This window comes from Serratia ficaria (assembly GCF_900187015.1).
In the GTDB taxonomy this organism is placed as follows: domain Bacteria; phylum Pseudomonadota; class Gammaproteobacteria; order Enterobacterales; family Enterobacteriaceae; genus Serratia; species Serratia ficaria.
In genome coordinates this window covers 5001050-5022008 of sequence record NZ_LT906479.1, presented here as the reverse complement: position 1 = coordinate 5022008, position 20959 = coordinate 5001050, and the positions used below count along the sequence as shown (strand labels likewise).

General features: G+C 61.1%; 18 protein-coding genes. 13 read left to right on the top strand and 5 right to left on the bottom strand.

What is annotated here, in order from left to right; genetic code table 11:
* Positions 1-267 precede the first annotated feature (267 nt).
* The 10 genes from CKW09_RS23455 (at position 268) to CKW09_RS23410 (ending at position 10613) form a co-directional block, all read left to right on the top strand.
* The gene (locus CKW09_RS23455; protein ID WP_095099789.1) at positions 268-1500 is read left to right on the top strand and encodes an MFS transporter; all 1233 of its coding nucleotides are present in this window, start codon (positions 268-270) and stop codon (positions 1498-1500) included.
* 133 nt (positions 1501-1633) lie between these two features.
* Positions 1634-1732 (top strand): ilv operon leader peptide, encoded by a 99-nt coding sequence (gene ilvL, locus CKW09_RS23450; protein WP_013814970.1) that lies wholly within the window; start codon positions 1634-1636, stop codon positions 1730-1732.
* A gap of 142 nt (positions 1733-1874) precedes the next feature.
* Complete coding sequence (gene ilvG, locus CKW09_RS23445) at positions 1875-3521, top strand: acetolactate synthase 2 catalytic subunit (RefSeq protein WP_095099787.1); 1647 nt, start codon at positions 1875-1877, stop codon at positions 3519-3521.
* Positions 3518-3775, top strand: a complete 258-nt coding sequence (ilvM, locus tag CKW09_RS23440; protein WP_061800321.1) for an acetolactate synthase 2 small subunit — start codon at positions 3518-3520, stop codon at positions 3773-3775. The genes ilvG and ilvM overlap by 4 nt, the downstream gene beginning before the upstream one ends.
* Before the next feature lie 23 nt (positions 3776-3798).
* Positions 3799-4725, top strand: a complete 927-nt coding sequence (gene ilvE / locus CKW09_RS23435; protein ID WP_061800319.1) for a branched-chain-amino-acid transaminase — start codon at positions 3799-3801, stop codon at positions 4723-4725.
* Between the two features lie 77 nt (positions 4726-4802).
* Entirely contained in the window at positions 4803-6653 is a 1851-nt protein-coding gene (ilvD, locus tag CKW09_RS23430) for a dihydroxy-acid dehydratase (RefSeq protein ID WP_061800317.1), read from the top strand.
* 5 nt (positions 6654-6658) lie between these two features.
* A complete protein-coding gene (ilvA, locus tag CKW09_RS23425; RefSeq protein ID WP_061800316.1) occupies positions 6659-8203 on the top strand; it encodes a threonine ammonia-lyase, biosynthetic in 1545 nt (514 codons plus the stop codon).
* 112 nt (positions 8204-8315) lie between these two features.
* The gene (locus CKW09_RS23420) at positions 8316-9311 is read left to right on the top strand and encodes a hypothetical protein (RefSeq protein WP_095099785.1); all 996 of its coding nucleotides are present in this window, start codon (positions 8316-8318) and stop codon (positions 9309-9311) included.
* Complete coding sequence (locus CKW09_RS23415) at positions 9311-9889, top strand: hypothetical protein (protein ID WP_061800312.1); 579 nt, start codon at positions 9311-9313, stop codon at positions 9887-9889. Before CKW09_RS23420 ends, CKW09_RS23415 begins: the two co-directional genes overlap by 1 nt.
* A gap of 22 nt (positions 9890-9911) precedes the next feature.
* Entirely contained in the window at positions 9912-10613 is a 702-nt protein-coding gene (locus CKW09_RS23410) for a DUF2461 domain-containing protein (RefSeq protein ID WP_095099782.1), read from the top strand.
* An 8-nt stretch (positions 10614-10621) separates the two neighbouring features.
* Here the strand turns inward: CKW09_RS23410 and ilvY are convergent, their stop codons facing one another.
* Complete coding sequence (gene ilvY / locus CKW09_RS23405; RefSeq protein ID WP_061800309.1) at positions 10622-11512, bottom strand: HTH-type transcriptional activator IlvY; 891 nt, start codon at positions 11510-11512, stop codon at positions 10622-10624.
* Between the two features lie 169 nt (positions 11513-11681).
* On the opposite strand from ilvY, the gene ilvC reads away from it, so the two are divergent.
* Complete coding sequence (gene ilvC / locus CKW09_RS23400) at positions 11682-13157, top strand: ketol-acid reductoisomerase (RefSeq protein WP_061800307.1); 1476 nt, start codon at positions 11682-11684, stop codon at positions 13155-13157.
* A gap of 44 nt (positions 13158-13201) precedes the next feature.
* On the opposite strand, the gene kdgK is transcribed toward ilvC, so the two are convergent.
* Entirely contained in the window at positions 13202-14134 is a 933-nt protein-coding gene (gene kdgK, locus CKW09_RS23395) for a 2-dehydro-3-deoxygluconokinase (protein WP_061800304.1), read from the bottom strand.
* 207 nt (positions 14135-14341) lie between these two features.
* Here kdgK and pdeH point away from each other — a divergent pair, with 207 nt between their 5' ends.
* On the top strand, positions 14342-15127 hold the full coding sequence (pdeH, locus tag CKW09_RS23390; protein ID WP_095099779.1) for a cyclic-guanylate-specific phosphodiesterase: 786 nt from the start codon (positions 14342-14344) through the stop codon (positions 15125-15127).
* A gap of 104 nt (positions 15128-15231) precedes the next feature.
* Complete coding sequence (locus tag CKW09_RS23385) at positions 15232-17271, top strand: AsmA family protein (RefSeq protein ID WP_095099776.1); 2040 nt, start codon at positions 15232-15234, stop codon at positions 17269-17271.
* Here the strand turns inward: CKW09_RS23385 and CKW09_RS23380 are convergent, their stop codons facing one another.
* From CKW09_RS23380 to yhjD, 3 genes are all read right to left on the bottom strand, one after another.
* Positions 17272-18033, bottom strand: a complete 762-nt coding sequence (locus tag CKW09_RS23380; RefSeq protein ID WP_061800342.1) for a CDP-diacylglycerol diphosphatase — start codon at positions 18031-18033, stop codon at positions 17272-17274. It lies immediately after the preceding gene.
* Between the two features lie 101 nt (positions 18034-18134).
* Positions 18135-19457: an MFS transporter gene (locus CKW09_RS23375; protein ID WP_095099774.1), complete on the bottom strand. Its 1323-nt coding sequence runs from the start codon at positions 19455-19457 to the stop codon at positions 18135-18137.
* 328 nt (positions 19458-19785) lie between these two features.
* Positions 19786-20805, bottom strand: coding sequence for an inner membrane protein YhjD (yhjD, locus tag CKW09_RS23370; RefSeq protein ID WP_095099771.1), 1020 nt, complete (start codon positions 20803-20805; stop codon positions 19786-19788).
* Positions 20806-20959: the final 154 nt, after the last annotated feature.

Below are 20959 nucleotides of genomic sequence, written 5' to 3'. Positions count from 1 at the left end.
GCGGGGCAAAGCAAATAAAATATTGTTATTCATGAAGATAAATTTTTTCTGCGGACGATTTCACAATCGGTGGCAATACCCACTAACAATTCCGCGATGGCTGCAACACATTAGCAGGCTAACCAAGTTGCCACCGCAGGGGGAACGGGTGTATTTAACAAATGGTTAAAATAAAAATCACTTCGTTAACAAACCCCGACCGCCGCCGCATTCCGCCCGGCAGCCGCTAAACCTCCTGACTACGTACTCCAGGGTAGGGATAACACTATGTTTGGTTGGACCTCGCTGCAACGCAATGCGGCAATCGCCAGCTTTTCAAGCTGGACGCTCGACGCTTTTGACTTTTTCGTGCTGGTGTTTCTGCTCAGCGATATCGCCCAATCCTTTCACGTCGGCATGGAGCAGGTCACGCTGGCGATCCTGCTGACGCTGGCGGTGCGGCCGATAGGCGCGCTGATCTTTGGCCGCGCGGCCGAGAAATACGGGCGTAAGCCGGTTCTGATGCTGAACATCGTCTTTTTCTCGGTATTTGAGTTGCTGTCCGCTGCGGCGCCTTCGCTGACGGTATTCCTGCTGTTGCGCGTGCTGTACGGCGTGGCGATGGGCGGCATCTGGGGCGTGGCGTCGTCGCTGGCGATGGAGACCATTCCGGACCGTTCACGCGGCCTGATGTCGGGCATCTTTCAGGCCGGTTATCCGTTCGGCTATCTGTTGGCGGCGGTGGTTTACGGCCTGCTGTTCGAGGCGGTGGGCTGGCGCGGCATGTTTGTCATCGGCGCGGCGCCGATCCTGCTGCTGCCGTTTATTTACTATTGCGTGCAGGAATCGCCGGTGTGGCTGGCGGCGCGCGAGCGCAAAGAGAGCACCGCCTTGCTGCCGGTGCTGAAGAGCCACTGGAAGCTGTGCGGCTACCTGGTGCTGCTGATGGCGGCGTTCAATTTCTTCTCGCACGGCACCCAGGATTTGTATCCGGTATTCCTGAAGGTTCAGCATGGTTTCGACCCAAAAACCGTCAGTATCATCGCCATTAGCTACAATATCGCCTCAATTGTCGGCGGCGTGTTCTTCGGCTCGCTGTCGGAAAAGATCGGCCGCAAAAAAGCGATTATCATCGCCGCGCTGTTGGCGCTGCCGGTGATCCCGCTGTGGGCGTTTTCCAGCGGCTCGCTGATGCTGGGCATCGGCGCCTTCCTGATGCAGTTCATGGTGCAGGGCGCCTGGGGCGTGGTGCCGACCTACCTGACCGAACTGGTGCCGGCCAACACCCGCGCGGTGCTGCCGGGGTTCGTGTATCAGCTGGGCAACCTGATCGCGTCGGTCAACGCCACCCTGCAGGCGACCATTGCCGAACATAACGGGCACAACTACGGGTTGGCGATGGCGATCATCGCCGGCACGGTGGCGGTGGTGATCGCTTTGCTGGTGTTCTTCGGCAAGGACACCAGCGGCAAGGCCATCACCGGCGAAGTGAAAACCGCCGGCGTGCGCGCTAACGTTTGAAATCCGGGCAGTTTGCACGAGGTATGACCAGAGTGCGCCGAATAATAACGCAAAAAAAGTGTTGTCATGCCGCGCGCGACTATGGTACCTCTGTAGGCATTAGTTCGAAACGAGCACAGTGAACAAACCCATTATGAAAGCCTTTGCCCAAGTGATTAGCCTAGTCGTGATTAGCGTGGTGGTGATTATTATCCCACCGTGCGGGGCTGCACTTGGACGAAGAAAGGCTTAGAAAACAAGCCGGAATCGCAAGAGAACCCCCGCACCGTCAGGTCCGGGGGTTTTTTATTGGTCAGAGAAAAGTGAAGCAAGGGGCAGAGAATGAGAAACAGAACAAAATCCTGCGATTGTCGAAGTAAGGCGGGGAAATAACTATGAATGGCGCTCAGTGGGTGGTTCAAGCGTTGCGTGCGCAGGGTGTGGATACCGTATTCGGCTATCCGGGTGGGGCAATCATGCCGGTGTACGATGCGCTGTATGACGGCGGAGTGGAGCACCTGCTGTGCCGCCATGAGCAGGGCGCCGCAATGGCCGCCATCGGCTACGCCCGCGCCACCGGCAAAGTCGGCGTGTGCATCGCCACTTCCGGCCCCGGCGCCACCAACCTGATCACCGGCCTGGCCGACGCGCTGCTCGATTCTGTCCCCGTCGTCGCCATCACCGGCCAGGTAGGCTCCACGCTGATCGGCACCGATGCCTTTCAGGAGATCGATGTTCTCGGCCTGTCTCTGGCCTGCACCAAACACAGTTTCCTGGTGGGATCCCTCGACGCGCTGCCGGGCATCATGGCGGAAGCCTTCGCCATCGCCGGCAGCGGCCGCCCGGGCCCGGTACTGATCGATATCCCGAAAGACATCCAGCTGGCGCAGGGTGAACTGCATCCGCATCTGATGCCGGTCGAAGAGGCGTTCGACTACCCGGCTGCGGCGTTGGCGCAGGCCGCCGATCTGCTGGCGCAGGCGCGCAAACCGATGCTGTACGTCGGCGGCGGCGTAGGCATGGCGCAGGCGGTGCCGGCGCTGCGCGAGTTTATCGCCGTGACCGGCATGCCGAACGTCGCCACCCTGAAAGGGCTGGGCGCACCGGACGCCGGGCACCCGTCCTACCTGGGCATGCTGGGCATGCACGGCACCAAGGCCGCCAACCTGGCGGTACAGGAGTGCGACCTGCTGATCGCCGTCGGCGCCCGCTTTGACGACCGCGTCACCGGCAAACTGAACGCCTTCGCCCCGCACGCCAAAGTGATCCACATGGATATCGATCCGGCGGAAATGAGCAAGCTGCGCCAGGCGCACGTGGCGCTGCAGGGCGACTTGAAAGCCCTGTTGCCGGCGCTGCAGCAGCCGCTGAACATCGCCGACTGGCGGCAGCGAACGGCGGAGCTGAAAGAGACCCACGCCTGGCGCTACGATCATCCGGGCCAGCCTATCTACGCGCCGCTGCTGTTGAAGCAGCTGTCCGATCGCAAGCCGGCCAACAGCGTGGTGACCACCGATGTCGGCCAGCACCAGATGTGGACCGCGCAGCACATGAGCTTCGAACGCCCGGAGAACTTCATCACCTCCAGCGGCTTGGGCACCATGGGGTTCGGCGTGCCGGCCGCGGTGGGTGCCCAGATGGCGCGGCCTGAAGATACGGTCATCTGCGTATCGGGCGACGGTTCCTTCATGATGAACGTGCAGGAGCTGGGCACCATCAAGCGCAAGCAGCTGCCGGTGAAAATCGTGCTGCTGGATAACCAGCGTCTGGGGATGGTGCGTCAGTGGCAACAGCTGTTTTTCGACGGCCGCTACAGCGAAACCAACCTCTCCGATAACCCCGATTTCCTGATGCTGGCCGCCGCCTTCGGCATTCCCGGCCAGCGCATCAGCCGCAAAGATCAGGTCGCGGACGCGCTCGATGCGCTGTTCAACACCGCCGGGCCATATCTGCTGCAGGTCTCGATAGATGAACTCGAAAACGTCTGGCCGCTGGTGCCGCCGGGCGCCGGCAACGAAACCATGTTGGAGGAAATATCATGATGCAGCATCAACTCTCGATCCACGCGCGTTTCCGCCCTGAAATGTTAGAGCGCGTATTGCGCGTCGTGCGTCATCGCGGCTTTCAGGTTTGTGCTATGAATATGGTTTCGGCGGTAAATACCGACAATATTAATATTGAATTGACCGTTGCCAGCCAGCGCCCGGTAGATCTACTGTCATCCCAATTAAGCAAATTGATGGACGTCTCCTGCGTTGAGATCCAGCAACCGACATCACAACAAATACGCGCCTGATGCGCGAAGAAGGATAAATAACAATGACGAAGAAAGCCGATTACATTTGGTTCAATGGCGAGATGGTTCCATGGGCTGAGGCCAAGGTGCACGTGATGTCGCACGCGCTGCACTACGGCACGTCGGTGTTCGAAGGGGTGCGTTGCTACGACTCCCATAAAGGCCCGGTGGTGTTCCGGCACCGTGAGCATATGCAGCGTCTGCACGACTCGGCCAAGATCTACCGCATGCCGGTGTCGCAAAGCGTCGACGAGCTGATGGAGGCCTGCCGCGCCACGCTGCGCAAAAACAATCTGGTCAGCGCTTACATTCGTCCGCTGGTGTTTGTCGGCGACGTCGGCATGGGCGTCAACCCGCCGGCCGGTTATAAAACAGACGTGATTATCGCGGCGTTTCCTTGGGGCGCGTATCTGGGTGAGGAAGCGCTGGATCAAGGCATCGATGCGATGGTTTCTTCCTGGCAGCGCGTAGCGCCAAACACCATCCCTACCGCGGCCAAGGCCGGCGGCAACTATTTGTCCTCCCTGCTGGTGGGCAGCGAAGCGCGCCGCCACGGCTATCAGGAAGGCATCGCGCTCGACGTGCACGGCTATATCTCCGAAGGGGCGGGCGAGAACCTGTTCGAAGTGAAAGACGGCGTGCTGTTCACCCCGCCGTTCACCTCCTCGGCGCTGCCGGGCATCACCCGCGACGCCATCATCAAGCTGGCGAAAGACATGGGCTTTGAAGTGCGCGAGCAGGTGCTGTCGCGCGAGTCGCTGTACCTGGCCGACGAAGTGTTCATGTCCGGCACCGCGGCGGAAATCACCCCGGTGCGCAGCGTCGACGGCATTCAGGTCGGCATCGGCAAATGCGGCCCGGTGACCAAACAGATCCAGCAGGCGTTCTTCGGCCTGTTTACCGGCAAGACCGAAGACAAATACGGTTGGTTGGATCCGGTTAATCAATAACGACTGACGACAGACAAGATAAGAATATCCAGGCGGTTCGTTCGCCGCCTGCAATAAATACATTTGGAGTGAAGAGCATGCCTAAGTACCGTTCCGCCACCACCACCCACGGCCGCAACATGGCGGGTGCCCGCGCATTATGGCGCGCGACCGGGATGACCGACGCCGATTTCGGCAAGCCGATTATTGCGGTGGTCAACTCCTTTACCCAGTTTGTTCCGGGCCATGTGCACCTGCGCGATCTGGGCAAGCTGGTTGCCGAACAGATTGAAGCCTCCGGCGGCGTCGCCAAAGAGTTCAACACCATCGCGGTGGACGACGGCATCGCCATGGGCCACGGCGGCATGCTCTATTCCCTGCCGTCGCGCGAGCTGATCGCCGACTCGGTCGAATACATGGTGAACGCCCACTGCGCCGATGCGATGGTGTGCATCTCCAACTGCGACAAAATCACCCCGGGCATGCTGATGGCGTCGCTGCGCCTGAACATTCCGGTGATCTTCGTTTCCGGCGGCCCGATGGAAGCCGGCAAGACCAAACTGTCCGACAAGCTGATCAAGCTGGACCTGATCGACGCGATGATCCAGGGCGCCAACCCGAACGTCAGCGACGCCGACAGCGCGCAAATCGAACGCTCCGCCTGCCCGACCTGCGGCTCCTGTTCCGGCATGTTCACCGCCAACTCGATGAACTGCCTGACCGAGGCGCTGGGCCTGTCGCAGCCGGGCAACGGCTCGCTGCTGGCGACCCACGCCGACCGTAAAGACCTGTTCCTGAATGCCGGCAAGCGCATCGTGGATCTGACCAAGCGTTACTACGAGCAGGACGACGAAAGCGCGCTGCCGCGCAGCATCGCCAACAAGGCGGCGTTCGAAAACGCCATGACGCTGGATATCGCCATGGGCGGTTCGACCAACACCGTGCTGCACCTGCTGGCGGCGGCTCAGGAAGGCGAGGTCGACTTCACCATGGCGGACATCGACCGCCTGTCACGCAAGGTGCCGCACCTGTGCAAGGTGGCGCCGAGCACCCAGAAATACCATATGGAAGACGTGCACCGCGCCGGCGGCGTGCTGGCCATCCTGGGCGAGCTGGACCGCGCGGGCCTGATGAACCGCGACGTCGACAACATCCTCGGCATGAAGCTGTCGGAAACGCTGGATAAGTACGACATCATGCTGACCCAGGACCCCGAGGTGAAGAAAATGTTCCGCGCCGGCCCGGCGGGCATCCGCACCACTCAGGCGTTCTCGCAGGACTGCCGCTGGGACACCCTGGACGATGACCGCGCCGAAGGCTGCATCCGCTCGCTGGAAAACGCCTTCAGCCTGGAGGGCGGCCTGGCGGTGCTGTACGGCAACATGGCGGAAGACGGCAGCATCGTGAAAACCGCCGGCGTCGATAAAGACAACCTGACCTTCCGCGGCCCGGCCAAGGTCTATGAAAGCCAGGATACCGCGGTAGAAGCGATCCTCGGCGGCAAAGTGGTGGCCGGCGACGTAGTGGTGATCCGCTACGAAGGGCCGAAGGGCGGGCCGGGCATGCAGGAAATGCTGTATCCGACCACCTATCTGAAGTCGATGGGGTTGGGCAAGGCCTGCGCGCTGATCACCGACGGCCGCTTCTCCGGCGGCACCTCCGGTCTGTCGATCGGGCACGTTTCGCCGGAGGCGGCCAACGGCGGCCTGATCGCCCTGATTGAAGACGGCGACATGATCGACATCGATATTCCCAAACGCAGCATGGTGCTGGACGTGCCGGACAGCGAACTGGCCGCCCGTCGCGAAGTCGAGCTGGCGCGCGGCGATCTGGCCTGGACGCCGAAAAATCGCGAGCGTCAGGTTTCCTTCGCGCTGCGCGCCTACGCCACCTTGGCCACCAGCGCCGACAAAGGCGCGGTGCGCGACAAAAGCAAGCTGGGAGGCTAAGCGCCATGGCGGCATCACAACCCCTACCCGACGCCCCCTGCGGCGCGGAATATTTGCGCGCGGTGCTCCGTTCGCCGGTTTACGAGGTGGCTCAGGTCACCCCGCTGCAGGCGATGAGCAAAATATCTTCGCGCCTCGGCAATACTATTTTGGTGAAGCGCGAGGATCGCCAACCGGTGCACAGCTTTAAGCTGCGCGGGGCCTACGCGATGATCGCCAGCCTGGACGAAGAGCAAAAGGCGCGCGGCGTGGTCACGGCTTCGGCCGGCAACCACGCGCAGGGCGTCGCCTTCTCCGGCAAGCGGCTGGGGATTAAAACGCTGATCGTGATGCCGGTTTCCACCGCCGATATCAAGGTCGATGCGGTGCGCGGCTTCGGCGGCGAAGTGCTGCTGCACGGCGCCAACTTCGACGAGGCCAAGGCCAGGGCGATCGAGCTTTCGCAGCAGCAGGGCATGACCTTTGTGCCGCCGTTCGATCACCCGACGGTGATCGCCGGGCAGGGCACGCTGGCGATGGAGCTGCTGCAGCAGGACGCGCATCTGGACCGGGTCTTCGTGCCGGTCGGCGGCGGCGGCCTGGCGGCCGGCGTGGCGGTGCTGATCAAACAGCTGATGCCGCAGATCAAGGTGATCGGCGTGGAGGCGGAAGACTCCGCCTGCCTGCGGGCGGCGCTGGATGCCGGGCAGCCGGTGGATCTGGCGCGGGTCGGGCTGTTTGCCGAGGGCGTGGCGGTGAAACGCATCGGCGACGAAACCTTCCGCCTGTGCCGCGAATACCTGGACGACGTGATTACCGTCGACAGCGACGCCATCTGCGCGGCGGTCAAAGACCTGTTCGAAGACGTGCGCGCCATCGCCGAACCTTCCGGCGCGCTGGCGCTGGCCGGGCTGAAGAAATACGTGCAGCAGCACAACATTCAGGGCGAACGGCTGGCGCACGTGCTCTCCGGCGCCAACCTGAACTTCCATGGTCTGCGCTATGTCTCCGAGCGCTGCGAGCTGGGCGAACAGCGCGAAGCGCTGCTGGCGGTCACCATTCCGGAACAGCAGGGCAGCTTCCTCAAGTTTTGCCAGCTGTTGGGCGGCCGCGCGGTGACCGAGTTCAACTACCGTTACGCCGATGCGGACAACGCCTGCATTTTCGTCGGCGTGCGCCTGACGCGCGGCCACGCCGAGCGGCTGGAGATCATCGATGAGCTGGACCGCGGCGGCTATCAGGTGGTGGATCTGTCCGATGACGAAATGGCCAAGCTGCACGTGCGTTATATGGTCGGCGGGCGCCCGTCGAAGCCGCTGCGCGAGCGGCTGTACAGCTTCGAGTTCCCGGAGTCGCCGGGCGCGCTGCTGAAATTCCTGCAAACGCTGGGCACCCACTGGAACATTTCGCTGTTTCACTACCGCAGCCACGGCACCGACTTCGGCCGGGTGCTGGCGGCTTTCGAGCTGTCGCAGACCGAGCCCGAGTTCGAACAGCACCTGCAGGCGCTGGGCTACGACTGCCACGATGAAACCGACAACCCGGCGTTCCGCTTTTTTTTGCAGGGTTGATAAGAAATCCATAAGTATCGTGACCTATAGATCAGTTTATGGGTTGTGAAGTTGTGATTTTGTTGTGCGTTTTTATACTGCCAAGACTTTTGACGTATAGGGATGCACGACAATGACCGCTGCTTTTTCTTCGCCGCTGGGTTCCCCAGAAGATAATTTGATCCGCGCCGAGTTCGCACGCATGACCGGCAACGCGAATGTGCAGGAACTGTATCGGGACATTAATCTGCAGGCCTTGCAAGACGCGCTGGATTGCAACATTGCTTTTCATGGGGTGGGTATTATTTTTTCTGATGGCCAAAACTCATTTTTGGTCAGGCCGACACAACATACGGGTTACTCAACCTCTTCACAGGTTACCCATGTAGTTATCACCAAAACGGCTGCGCATACTTCACGTACTGCGGCGACCAATACGATGTCTGAAGCCCTGACTAAACCGAGCGTCAGTAAAGAATTGGTTTCGGCGGCGCTTTCTTGCGGCACGCTGCTGGTGTCCGTTTTTTTACTGGCATCGGGGAGTGTTGCCGTGCCCTTTACCGGTGGCACGAGTTCAGCCATTGCCTATTTAGGCTATGCCGGAATGGCTGCGAGTGCCCTGCAGTGCGGCAATGGTCTGTATCGTGTGAATAAGCTTTATGATGGGAAGGGGGATGAGCTTGCTCAGTTGGATTCCGAGCAGTGGTACGTTGCTACCAGCACCATACTCGACGTCATCTCTTTGGCCAGCGCTGGCGCTGCATTGAAAGAAGCGGCGATGACCTACCGCGCAATGCGCAGAATATCGACGCGTAAGGCGGCGGAATGGCTGAAAAGCATGCCGCGCAGTGAAAGGAAACGGCTGACTGAGAACATCATTCGGGCGGAAAATCCGGGGATTTCCAATCAGGTATTAAAGCAGATGGTCAAGACGGGTTTGTACCCAAAACGTTACCCGACGGAAGCCATCCAAAACGGACTTCGTCAGCAATTGCAGTCGGCGCTGAATAATTCTATGGCGTTTGTGGGCAGCGGTATTAGCGGTACCTTGTCTTCGCCCGTTAATGTAAAAACTACGGGGCAGTATTTTGTCGGGATCATGCAGAAATTACCGCAGATGGTGAGGTGATGTCAGATTGGATTATTAGTCGCCTGATATCTCAAGGGCGAGAAATGGAACATCAGGTATCCACGCGCGATCACGCCGTCTTTGCCGGTGTAGATAAGCAAGTGGAGCAACATTTTCTTACGCCAGGGCAACGTTTATCACCGCCGGGGGTGGGTAATGTGATGCTGCTGATGATTTGCCTGACGCTGGGGTTGGCAGGAACGATGGGGCTATTGGCCGATGTGGCCTTTTCCGTTGGCGGCAGGGCTTCTGCCGCTACGCTGATGGGTAGCGGCGCGCTCATGGCTGTCTGGATGACGCTCATTCTATTTCAACTGGTACAGGGTAAAAACAGCGGGGTGATATTGCTGAAATATTATCTTGGCATGCTGGGTTTGTTGCTGGTGGGTGCATGGGTTGCCTGGAGCGCTAATGTTACCGACATTGCCAATGGCGTGATGTTGCTCTGTGCCGGTATTGGCGGTTTTTTCTTCAGTAATCGGACGGTATTTTATCTGTACGTTGCCTATTTCAGGACGCGCCGGCGCGTTTTTCTAAAGCGCCGTTGGCTGATGGAAGGCATGCGCAACCCCCGATAAAAACATTGTTACGGGAAAGAATATGACGCAACCCTTCACCGGCTTTAGCCAGCAGGGCCTGAACTTCCTGCAGCAGGTGCGGATCGAAAACGACAAAGAATGGTTCGAAGCCCATCGCGGCGTTTACGATCGCGAGCTGCTGACGCCGTTCCGTGCGCTGGTGGAACAGCTTGCGCCGGCCATGCTGGCGATCGACCCGCAGTTCGAAACCCGGCCGGCGATCGGCAAAACGCTGTCGCGCATTCACCGCGATACGCGCTTTTCCCACGACAAGTCGCGCTACCGCAGCCGCATGTGGCTGACGTTCAAACGGCCGAGCAAGGACTGGAAGGATGCGCCGGTGTATTTCTTCGAACTGGGGCCGGACATGCTGCGTTACGGGCTGGGCTATTACAGCGCCAACAAGCCGACCATGGATCTGTTTCGCCATACGCTGAAACAGCGACCGCAGCGGTTCCTGGAGGCGGCGGCCTGTTGCCGGCCGCCGTTCGAGCTGGTGGGCGAGAGCTACAAACGCCCGCTGGTGAAAGAGCAGGCGGCGGAGATCGCCACCTGGTACAACCGCAAGTCCTTTGCCGTGATGGCCACCGATCCTCAGGTGGAGACACTGTTCAGCGCCGGGCTGGCCCGGACGCTGGCGCAGGCTTTTTTGCAGCTGGAGCCGCTCTACCACTGGCTGATGCAGGTAGAGGCGATGAAGCAGATCGACCCGGCGGATCTGTAAACCCCGCGTCAGCGGGGATGCAGCAACCGCCAAAAGGCGTCGATCAGCGGATCGCTGAGGCGTTTTTTCTGCACGCAGACGCCCAGCTCGAACGGCTCGACCATCGAGATGTTATCCAGCTGCGAAATGCGGTTGCGCACCGGTTCCGGGCTGTTGTCCACCACTACGCTGGGGATCAGCGCAATGCCGCAGCCCAGCGCCACCATCGAGACGATGGCTTCATGGCCGCCGACGGTGGCGTAAATCAACGGATTGCTGATGCGCTGGCGGCGGAACCACAGCTCGATGCGTTTTCGCGAAGGCCCGTGCTCCGGCAGGATAAAGGGAATGTCGGCCCAGTCGGGCTTCTCGGCGAACGCCTGGCTGCGCACCGCGCAGGGCAGCGCCGGGGCGATCAGCACCAGCGGAATTTCGCCGATTTTGGTGAACGCCACGCTGGTGGGCAGCGTCTCCGGCCGGCCGGCGATGCCGAGGTCGGCCTCGTTGGTCTGCACTTTATCGACCGCGTCGGCGGCGTCGCCGGTGGTCAGTTTGATTTCCACCAGCGGATGCTGCGCGCGGAAACGGTCGAGGATCGGCGGCAGGTGGCTGTAGGCGGCGGTGACCGAACAAAACAGCCGCAGCTCGCCGCTTAGCGAAGGGCCGTGCTGGCCGAGCGAATGCTTCAGCTGCTGGTATTGCAACAGCGTCTGCTGGGCAAAATCCTTCAGCTGCTCGCCGGCGTCGGTGAGCTGCACGGTGCGGTTATCGCGTAAAAACAGCGGCTGCCCGAGGATCTCTTCCAGCCGCTGGATCTGGCGGGAAAGCGTCGACGGGCTGACGTGCATCGCCTTGGCGGTGCGGCCAAAGTGATGGCTTTCAGCAAGATGGAGGAACAGCTTTAAATCACGCAAATCCATATCGGTACGCTCGCAGTGAGAGTGTTGCATAAATTGCAATATCACGTTCGTAATATATCAATTTAAGCAACGCATTTCCTGTTATACATTGAGTTTAACGAATCTCCGCACAGACAGGGCGGGGAATGAAAATAACAAGCAAGACACAACATCTAACTGGAGCACCACCATGGCTAACTATTTCAACACATTGAACCTGCGTCAGCAGTTGGCGCAATTGGGTAAATGCCGTTTTATGGCGCGCGACGAATTTGCCGATGAAGCAGGCTACCTGAAAGGCAAAAAAGTGGTGATTGTCGGCTGTGGCGCGCAGGGGCTGAACCAGGGCCTGAACATGCGCGACTCGGGTCTGGATGTCGCTTACGCCCTGCGTAAGGAAGCTATCGACGAGAAGCGCGCTTCATGGCGTAAAGCGACCGAAAACGGTTTTAAAGTGGGCACTTACGAAGAGCTGATCCCGCAGGCGGACCTGGTGGTCAACCTGACGCCGGACAAGCAGCACTCATCCGTAGTGCGCGCCGTGCAGCCGCTGATGAAAGACGGCGCGGCGCTGGGCTACTCCCACGGCTTCAACATCGTCGAAGTGGGCGAGCAGGTGCGTAAAGACATCACGGTGGTGATGGTGGCGCCGAAGTGCCCGGGCACCGAGGTGCGTGAAGAGTACAAACGCGGTTTCGGCGTGCCGACCCTGATTGCGGTTCACCCGGAAAACGATCCGAAGGGCGAAGGCATGGCGATCGCCAAGGCCTGGGCCGCGGCGACCGGCGGCCACCGCGCCGGCGTGCTGGAATCTTCCTTCGTCGCCGAAGTGAAATCCGACCTGATGGGCGAACAAACCATCCTGTGCGGCATGCTGCAGGCGGGTTCGCTGCTGTGCTTCGACAAACTGGTGGCCGATGGCGCCGATCCGGCCTATGCCGAGAAACTGATTCAGTTCGGCTGGGAAACCATCACCGAAGCGCTGAAGCAGGGCGGCATCACCCTGATGATGGATCGCCTGTCCAACCCGGCCAAGCTGCGCGCCTATGCGCTGTCCGAGCAACTGAAAGGGATCATGGCGCCGCTGTTCCAGAAACACATGGACGACATCATCTCCGGCGCCTTCTCCAGCGGCATGATGGCCGACTGGGCCGAAGACGACGTGAAGCTGCTGACCTGGCGTGAAGAGACCGGCCAAAGCGCATTCGAGAACGCGCCGCAGTTCGAAGGCAAAATCAGCGAGCAGGAATACTTCGACCACGGCGTGCTGATGGTGGCGATGGTGAAAGCGGGCGTTGAGCTGGCGTTCGAAACCATGGTAGACGCCGGCATCATCGAAGAGTCGGCCTACTATGAATCGCTGCACGAGCTGCCGCTGATTGCCAACACCATTGCGCGCAAGCGTCTGTACGAAATGAACGTGGTGATCTCCGACACCGCCGAGTACGGCAACTACCTGTTCGCCAACGCCGCGGTGCCGTTGCTGAAAGAGTTCATGACCACCCTGCAGGCGGGCGATCTGGGCAAATCCGTTGCCGGTACCGCGGTAGACAACGCGCAGCTGCGCGACGTGAACGAAGCGGTGCGCAATCACCCGATCGAATCCGTTGGCCGCAAACTGCGTGGCTACATGACCGACATGAAACGCATCGCCGTTGCGGGCTAATCGCCGCGCAGCGTGAAAAAGCCGGCAGCGATGCCGGCTTTTTTTTATTGCGGCATAGCCGCCAGCGGGATAATGGCGCCGCGATATTGGATCACCGTGCTGGCGGTCAGGTGGCCGCGTCGGGCGGCCTGCACCGCATCGCCGCCGCTCAGGCGCACCGCCAGATAGCCGGCGCTGAACGAATCCCCGGCGGCGGTGGTATCCACCACTTTGTCTTTCGGCAACGCGATCGCCGGCACTTCATGTTGCTCCCCCTCTGCGCTGAACACCAGGCAGGCGTCCGCGCCGCGTTTGATCACGATTTCGCCCACGCCGAATTCGCGCGTGCGGCTGACGACCCGCTCCACCGGCTGTTGGCCCCACAGCAGGTCTTCGTCGTCCAGCGTCAGGAAGGCGATGTCGGTGCAGGCCAGCACCTCGGCGTAGGCCCGCTGGGTCTCCTCGCGGCTGTGCCACAGACGCGGCCGGTAGTTGTTGTCAAAAATCACCTTGCCGCCGTTGGCGCGGCACTGGCGCAGCAGCGTCAGCAGCTTCGCCCGGCTGCCTGGGTTGAGGATCGCCACGCTGATGCCGCTGAGGTACAGATAATCGAACTGCGCCAGCTGCGCGCACAGGCTGTCCGCCTGCGGCCCCTCGAGCCAATAGCGTGCGGCGGCGTCGTTGCGCCAGTAGTAGAAGGTGCGCTCGCCTGCGGCGTCGGTTTCGATCACGTACAACCCCGGCAGCTTATTCTCCAGCCGCGGGATCAGATCGGTTTTGACGTTTTCACGCCGCCAGGCCTGCAGCATTTCTTCGCTGAAGCTGTCGGTGCCCAGGGCGGTGACGTAATGCACCTGCAGCGCCTGCTCCGGCAGTTGGCGGGCAAGGTAAACCGCGGTGTTCAGAGTATCGCCGCCAAAGCCGCGGCTGAGGTCCGCACCTTTTTGCGACAGTTCAATCATGCATTCGCCGATCACGGCAAGGTTCTGGGTGGTCATCGTCAACGTGCCCTGGCTGAAAGAAAAGGAAACAGCCTCAGTCTCAACGCAAGGGCCAGGGGAGTCAATATAAATAAAACGCCGTTTTATTTTATTATGATCGCGATCGGCAAACCTCGGGAGGTAAAGTTTCGCGTCGCCTTGCCGATAAACCAGGCAAAGAAACAGCAACGGCGTTTTCATTCCCCCGCCATGGCGATAGTACCGATGATAACCAACCTGATCTCGGGCCTGCTGGCGCCCTGCCTTGCCCTGCACGCACGCATAACGTCACGGAACTACTGGCGACGGTGCCGGCGTTTGTATACCTTCCAGCCGATTTATCGCACCAGCGGCGCGCTGCTGGCGCTAGAGCTGCTGACGGCGGTTTATCATCCGGCATCGCCGGACCAACCGCAGTCGCCGGAGCGCTATTTTTCCGCGCTGGGGGTTCGGCAGCGTTTGCGGATCATTCAGGAGCAGCTGGCGCTGCTGCAGCGGTGGCAGGCGCTGTTCAGTCGCCATGCGCTGATGGTGTCGGTGAATATCGACGGCGTAGCGCTGCAGGCGCTGCAGCATCACCGTGCGCTGCAGCGGCAAATCGCCGCCATGCCCTACCTGCGTTTTGAGCTGGTGGAGCATGCCGAGAGGGCGCTGAGCGGCCCGCTGCAGCAGATCGCCGGCGCGGAACGGCTGTGGCTGGATGACTTCGGCAGCGGCCTGGCGAACTTCTCCGCCGTCGGCGCCTGGCGCTATCAATACATTAAGGTGGCGCGCGAATTATTCACCTTGCTCAAACAAACCGACGAAGGGGTTCAACTGCTCACCACCCTGGTCAGATTGATGAATCAACACAGCGATGGGGTGATCGTCGAAGGCGTGGAGACCGAACAGGAATGGCTGCTGGTGCAGCGATCCGGCGCGTTGGCCGCCCAGGGCTATTACCTTTCCCGCCCGGCGCGTTTTGAAACGCTGCACAGTCTGCCGACGCTGTTCGCCGCCCCCGCCCCCTGATCCCGAAGCGTGAACTCAGGCCTATCCTCGGCTAGGCTTAATAACAGCTGCTTATCAATCTATTCTTTACCCGGCAGCGGGTTATTGCGCATAGGGACGCCGTTATGACAAGAACAGGAAAAGCTTTCAGCTGGGTTGGCGGCATTTTACTGCTGCTGGTCGCCGCGCTGGCGATTTTCATCATGACCTTCGACTGGAATCGGCTCAAGCCGACCCTCAATGACAAGGTGTCGGCCGAGCTGCAGCGCCGCTTCGAGATCCGCGGCGATCTGGGCGTCGACTGGACGCGCAACAAGGATGAGGGCGGCTGGCGCGCCTGGGTGCCCTGGCCGCATATCCACGCCGAAGACGTCTGGCTGGGCAACCCGCCCAATATTCCCGGCGACGGCATGGCGACGCTCAAACGCGTCGACGCCAGCATCGCGCCGCTGGCGCTGCTGGGCAAGGAAGTGCTGATCCCGCGCATCTGGTTGAAACAGCCGCAGGCTTCGTTGCAGCGGCTGGCCAACGGCGACAATAACTGGACCTTTAACCTGGCGAACGGTCAGGATGCCAGTCAGCCGCCGTCGGCCTGGTCGGTCAATATCCATGACATCGTGTTCGACCGCGGGCAGATAACGTTCAAAGACGCCACCCTGAAGGCGGACTTCCGCGCCACCGTCGATCCGCTCGGCAAGCCGCTGCCGTTCAGCGAAGTCACCGGCAAACGCGACGCAAACCGGGCCGCCACCCCCGACTACGCGTTTGGCTGGCAGGTGAAGGGCAGGTACCACGGCGAGCCGCTGGTCGGCAGCGGCAAGATTGGCGGCATGCTGTCGCTGCAGAACGCCGATCTGCCTTTCCCGCTGCAGGCCGACGTGCGTTCCGGCGCCACCCGGGTGGCGGTGGCCGGCACCCTGTCCGATCCGCTGAACCTGGGCGGGCTGGATCTGCAGCTTAAATTTTCCGGCGACAGCCTGAGCAACCTGTACGGGTTGACCGGCGTGCTGCTGCCGAATACGCCGCCGTACGCCACCGACGGCCATCTGATCGCCCGGCTGCATGAGAAAGGCGGCGCGGTGTTCCGGTACCAGAAGTTCGACGGCAAAATCGGCGACAGCGATATTCACGGCGATCTGAAGTACGTCGCCAGCCAACCGCGGCCAAAGCTGAGCGGCGAGGTGGTGTCGAAGCAGCTGCGGCTGGCCGACCTGGCGCCGCTGATCGGCGCGGATCCCAACGCCGAAAAGGCCGGGCGCGGCGAGAAGAGCCGCCAGCCGGCCGACAAGGTGCTGCCGGTGGAGACGTTTGACACCCAGAGCTGGGGCCTGATGGATGCGGACGTCGAGTTTACCGCCAAACGCATCGAGCGCGGCGGTTCGCTGCCGCTCAGCGACCTTTACACCCATCTGCAGCTGGATAAAGGGGTGCTGCTGCTGGATCCGCTGCGCTTTGGCGTGGCGGGCGGCAATTTGAACTCCAGCGTGCGGCTGGACGGCGGCAAAAGTCCGATGCAGGGGCGGGTGGATATGCATGCGCGCAAGTTCCAGCTCAAGCAGCTGCTGCCGGACGTGGAGTCGATGAAGCGCAGCCTCGGGCAGTTGAACGGCGATGCCAAACTGACCGGCCGCGGCAATTCGGTGGCGGAATTGCTGGCGAGCAGCGGCGGCGATCTGCGGCTGTTGATCAACAACGGGGTGATCAGCCGCAGCCTGATGGAAATCCTTGGCCTGAACGTCGGCAACTATCTGGTGGCGCAGCTGTTCGGCGACGACGTGGTGGGCATCAACTGCGCGGCGGCGGACGTCGGCATTCGCGACGGCGTTGCGGCGCCGCGGCTGCTGGTGTTCGATACCGAGAACGCCATCATCAACGTCACCGGCAACACCAACTTCGCCACCGAGCGGCTGGACCTGTCCATCGATCCGGAAAGCAAGGGCATGCGCGTGCTGACCCTGCGCTCGCCGCTGTACGTGAAGGGCTCGTTCAAACACCCGGACGCCGGGGTGAAGGCCGGGCCGTTGATCGCGCGCGGGGCGGCGGCGGTGGCGTTGGGGGTGGTGCTAACGCCGGCGGCGGCGCTGCTGGCGCTGGTCTCGCCGAGCGACGGCGGCGAGGAGAACCCGTGCGGGCAGATCCTGCAGGAGATGAAAAAGAAAAAATAGCTATGGCCGCGGATCAAGCGTCGGGCAGCGATGGTCCTGGATCTCCTCCGCCGAGGCCAGGGTGAACGGCAACAGGCTGCGTTCGGTCGCCAGCAGCAGAAAATCGCCGTCCGGCAGCGCGGTCATCGCCAGCCCGAAGCTGCCCATGCGCCCCTCGGTGCGTTTAACGCCCTGCGCCAGCAGGCGAAAGGCACCCTGGCGCTGCAGCTCGGCCGGCGTCACCCGGCGCGCCAGGTAGTCGTGCCCCAGCAGGCCGCCGGGCATCGGCTGCCACTGTTCGGTAAACGCGGGCCCAATCTGCGCCAGGCGGCTTTTTACCGCCGGCAGCAGGCAGGAAATATGAATGTGCAGCTGGTTTTGCGTGCGACCGTATTCCGAGTTGATCGCCAGCGAGATATCGGCATCGTCGATCGGTCTGCCATAGCGTTCGGCCATAAAGTGGCGCGCTCGCCAGGCCTGGGCAAAGAAATTCGGCGTGGCGGCGTCCAGCACCGCCGGGCTTTCGATGCCAGTGATTTTAGCGCTCGGCATCAGCAAATACTGCAGCGGCCCGTTGCGATCCTTAAACACCACGAAACCGTCCGGCAGCGCCACCTGCGCGCAGGGCGCCGGATTGCCATGCGCCTGCTGATTGGGCACGCACTGCCGGCTGACGATGCGCCACAGCGCATCCGGGTGCGAGGGCTTCAGCCAAAAATAGAGCGCGGCGGCCACCACCGCCAGCAGCGCAACGCACAATAGCCATCCACGACGTACAGACATCAGCAAATCCCGATACGGAGAGAAGCTCTCAGCATAGTCGGCTTTTATGACAGGAGACAAACAACGCGTGCGGCCCCCGCAGCAGGGGGCCGACGGTGGGGTTACAGCGACTGGTGGCGGGTTTCTTTCATCAGCAGCAGGGCGATCAGCGTCAGGGTGGCCATCGCCGCCAGGTACATGCCGACGTAGAACAGCCCGTAGCGGGTCGCCAGCCAGGTGGCGATATAAGGCGCCACCGACGCGCCGAGGATCGACGCCACGTTGTAGGAGAACGAAGCGCCGGTATAGCGCACCTCGGTCGGGAACAGCTCCGGCAGCAGCGCGCCCATCGGGCCGAAGGTCAGGCCCATGATGCTCAGGCCGCACAGCAGAAAGCCCATCACCAGCGCCTGATTGCCGGAGCCCAGCATGCTCGGGAACAGGAAGGCGAAGCCAATCATCAGCAGGGTAATGACAATCATGGTCTTGCGGCGGCCAAAGGCGTCCGCCAGCAGGCCGGCGATCGGCACCATCACGCCGAAACCGATCACCGCCACCATCAGCATCCACAGGAAGCTGTTGCGCGAGTAGCCCAGGCCCAGCGGCTGCGGCGTGGTGCCGTAGGTCATCGAATACACCGTCATCAGGTAGAACAGCGTGTAGGTCGCCAGCATGATGAAGGTGCCGAGGATGGTGGCCTTCAGGTGCTTGCTCAGCAGGGTGCCGAGCGGGATTTTCACCTGCTTGCCGGCCTTGGCGACCTTGGCGAACACCGGGGTCTCGTGCAGCGATACCCGCACGTACAGGCCGATCAACACCAAGGTGGCGGAGAGAATGAAGGGCACGCGCCAGCCCCATTCCATAAATTGCTGGTCGGTCAGCAGCCATGACAGCAGCAGGAAAGTGCCGTTGGCGAAGAAGAAGCCGATCGGCGCGCCGAGCTGCGGGAACGAGCCGTACAGCGCCCGCTTTTTGGCCGGCGCGTTTTCGGTCGCCAGCAAGGCCGCGCCGCCCCATTCGCCGCCCAACCCCAGCCCCTGACCAAAGCGCGCCAGCGCCAGCAGGATCGGCGCGAAGATGCCGATGGTTTCGTAGCTCGGCAGCAGGCCGATCAGTACGGTGGAGATCCCCATGGTCAGCAGCGAGGCGACCAGCGTCACCTTGCGCCCGACGCGGTCGCCGAAGTGGCCGAACAGCGCAGAGCCGATTGGCCGCGCGACGAAGGCGACCGCGAAGGTGGCCAGCGACTGCAGCGTGGCGGTGGTCGGATCGCCCTGCGGGAAGAAGATATGCGGGAAGACGATCACCGCCGCGGTGGCGTAGATATAGAAGTCGAAAAACTCGATGGCGGTGCCGACCAGCGAGGCGACAATCACTTTTCCGCGTGAGTTTACCGGTGTTGACGCTTCGTCGGCGTCCAGAGTTGTTGCGATGGAGGCTTGCATAATGTTTCTTATATTTGGAATTTGTAAAAATCCATCTTAGACATAGCAAAATGCCTTTTCAATGCTGCAACTTTGTACAATGCGGTGATTAAGCGGTTAAAAAGATTAATGTTTTATCGGAGCTCAATCTTGCAGACGGAAACATTGGGAAATTGTCGATAAGCAGATGTAACGGCTGTAAAAACGGGAAAGAAAAGTTATTGGCTAGTTTGTTATGCTGTTTTTGCCGACCGGGTGGCGCTTGTTTTGGCGTTATATGCTGGTTTTTGGCCTTAATGCCAAAATAAAATGCCGGCCACGGCGATGTGGCCGGCATGATTGCGTTGCTTCAGGGCGCCGGCGGCGGCTGCTCCGGCAGGGTTTTATCCTCTTTGTACTGCGCGGTGGCGATCCAGGCGGCGCAAAATAGCGTCAGGCGGGCGAAGAAGTAGAAGAAGGCCATCAGCCCAATCACCGAACCGAAGGCGGCGCCCGAGGGCGATTTCGCCACCTGCGGCAAGGTCATGGTCATCACGAACTTGATCACTTCGAAGCCGATGGCGGCCAACAGCGTGCCGCGCAGCAGCGCTTTTTTCTTCGGCTTATGGCGCGGCAGCATCCAGAAGATCCACAAGAACAACAGGTAATTGGCGAAAATGGAGATCGACAGCGCAATCAGCGTCATCGCCGGCCGCAGCCACTCGATGCCGTCCAGCCCCAGCGCCTTGACGATCGCCGCCTGCGCCGAACCGGCGATAGAGGTCAGCGACAGCGTGACGATCAGCGCCACCACCAGGCCGGTCAGCGAGATAAAGTCGCGGGTGTACTTGAAGTAGATTTTCTCCTGGTCCTGCGGGTTGCGCTCCCAGACATCGCGCGACTGGGCGCGGATCGCTTCGCGCAGGTTGCCCATCCAGCTGATGCCCGAATACAGCGCCAGCGCCAGACCGGTCAGCCCAACGGTGGTGCGCTGCTGAATGGCGGTATTGACGGTGTTCTTCAGCGTGCCGGCGAGCGTCGGATCGCTGATGCTGCCGACCATCTTGTTGATCAGGCTGGCCAACAGATCGGGATTGGACGCCAGCACGAAGCCCACGGCGGCGAACGACACCATCAGAATGGGGATCAGCGACAGGAAGGAGAAGTAGGTGATGGCTGCGCCGAACTGGCTGCCCAGGCGATCGTTGAAACGTTCGGCGGCGCGCAGCAAATGCGCGATGCTCGGCCAGGCTTTGATGCGCTCCACCAGGCGTGAAAAACCGGAGATGCGGCGGTCGATCTTTTCATGGCCGGTTTTGATGGCGATAAGCGGCTTGGGCTGCTGTTCCTGCGGCGGCTGACGGCGTTCTTTATCTGGTCCTGTAGGCATTACTTCACGATTTCCTTAACGATAAATAGCATGTCTCGAATTTGATTATAGCCAAAACGCCCGGCGATTTGGCCGCCCGGCGCGGCAAAGGGGGCATTTCCGAGCTTAGCGCGTTAGCCTGCGGCATGAAACGCCGGGGGTGGCCGATAGGTAA

Coding starts and splice junctions, on each gene's coding strand:
- ilvY (WP_061800309.1), bottom strand. CDS start 11,512: ATGGATTTGCGTGATTTAAAGCTGTTCCTCCATCTTGCTGAAAGCCAT.
- CKW09_RS23385 (WP_095099776.1), top strand. CDS start 15,232: ATGACAAGAACAGGAAAAGCTTTCAGCTGGGTTGGCGGCATTTTACTG.
- CKW09_RS23415 (WP_061800312.1), top strand. CDS start 9,311: ATGTCAGATTGGATTATTAGTCGCCTGATATCTCAAGGGCGAGAAATG.
- CKW09_RS23420 (WP_095099785.1), top strand. CDS start 8,316: ATGACCGCTGCTTTTTCTTCGCCGCTGGGTTCCCCAGAAGATAATTTG.
- CKW09_RS23380 (WP_061800342.1), bottom strand. CDS start 18,033: ATGTCTGTACGTCGTGGATGGCTATTGTGCGTTGCGCTGCTGGCGGTG.
- ilvM (WP_061800321.1), top strand. CDS start 3,518: ATGATGCAGCATCAACTCTCGATCCACGCGCGTTTCCGCCCTGAAATG.
- CKW09_RS23375 (WP_095099774.1), bottom strand. CDS start 19,457: ATGCAAGCCTCCATCGCAACAACTCTGGACGCCGACGAAGCGTCAACA.
- kdgK (WP_061800304.1), bottom strand. CDS start 14,134: ATGACCACCCAGAACCTTGCCGTGATCGGCGAATGCATGATTGAACTG.
- ilvE (WP_061800319.1), top strand. CDS start 3,799: ATGACGAAGAAAGCCGATTACATTTGGTTCAATGGCGAGATGGTTCCA.
- CKW09_RS23410 (WP_095099782.1), top strand. CDS start 9,912: ATGACGCAACCCTTCACCGGCTTTAGCCAGCAGGGCCTGAACTTCCTG.
- ilvL (WP_013814970.1), top strand. CDS start 1,634: ATGAAAGCCTTTGCCCAAGTGATTAGCCTAGTCGTGATTAGCGTGGTG.
- ilvG (WP_095099787.1), top strand. CDS start 1,875: ATGAATGGCGCTCAGTGGGTGGTTCAAGCGTTGCGTGCGCAGGGTGTG.
- ilvC (WP_061800307.1), top strand. CDS start 11,682: ATGGCTAACTATTTCAACACATTGAACCTGCGTCAGCAGTTGGCGCAA.
- ilvA (WP_061800316.1), top strand. CDS start 6,659: ATGGCGGCATCACAACCCCTACCCGACGCCCCCTGCGGCGCGGAATAT.
- ilvD (WP_061800317.1), top strand. CDS start 4,803: ATGCCTAAGTACCGTTCCGCCACCACCACCCACGGCCGCAACATGGCG.
- CKW09_RS23455 (WP_095099789.1), top strand. CDS start 268: ATGTTTGGTTGGACCTCGCTGCAACGCAATGCGGCAATCGCCAGCTTT.
- pdeH (WP_095099779.1), top strand. CDS start 14,342: ATGATAACCAACCTGATCTCGGGCCTGCTGGCGCCCTGCCTTGCCCTG.
- yhjD (WP_095099771.1), bottom strand. CDS start 20,805: ATGCCTACAGGACCAGATAAAGAACGCCGTCAGCCGCCGCAGGAACAG.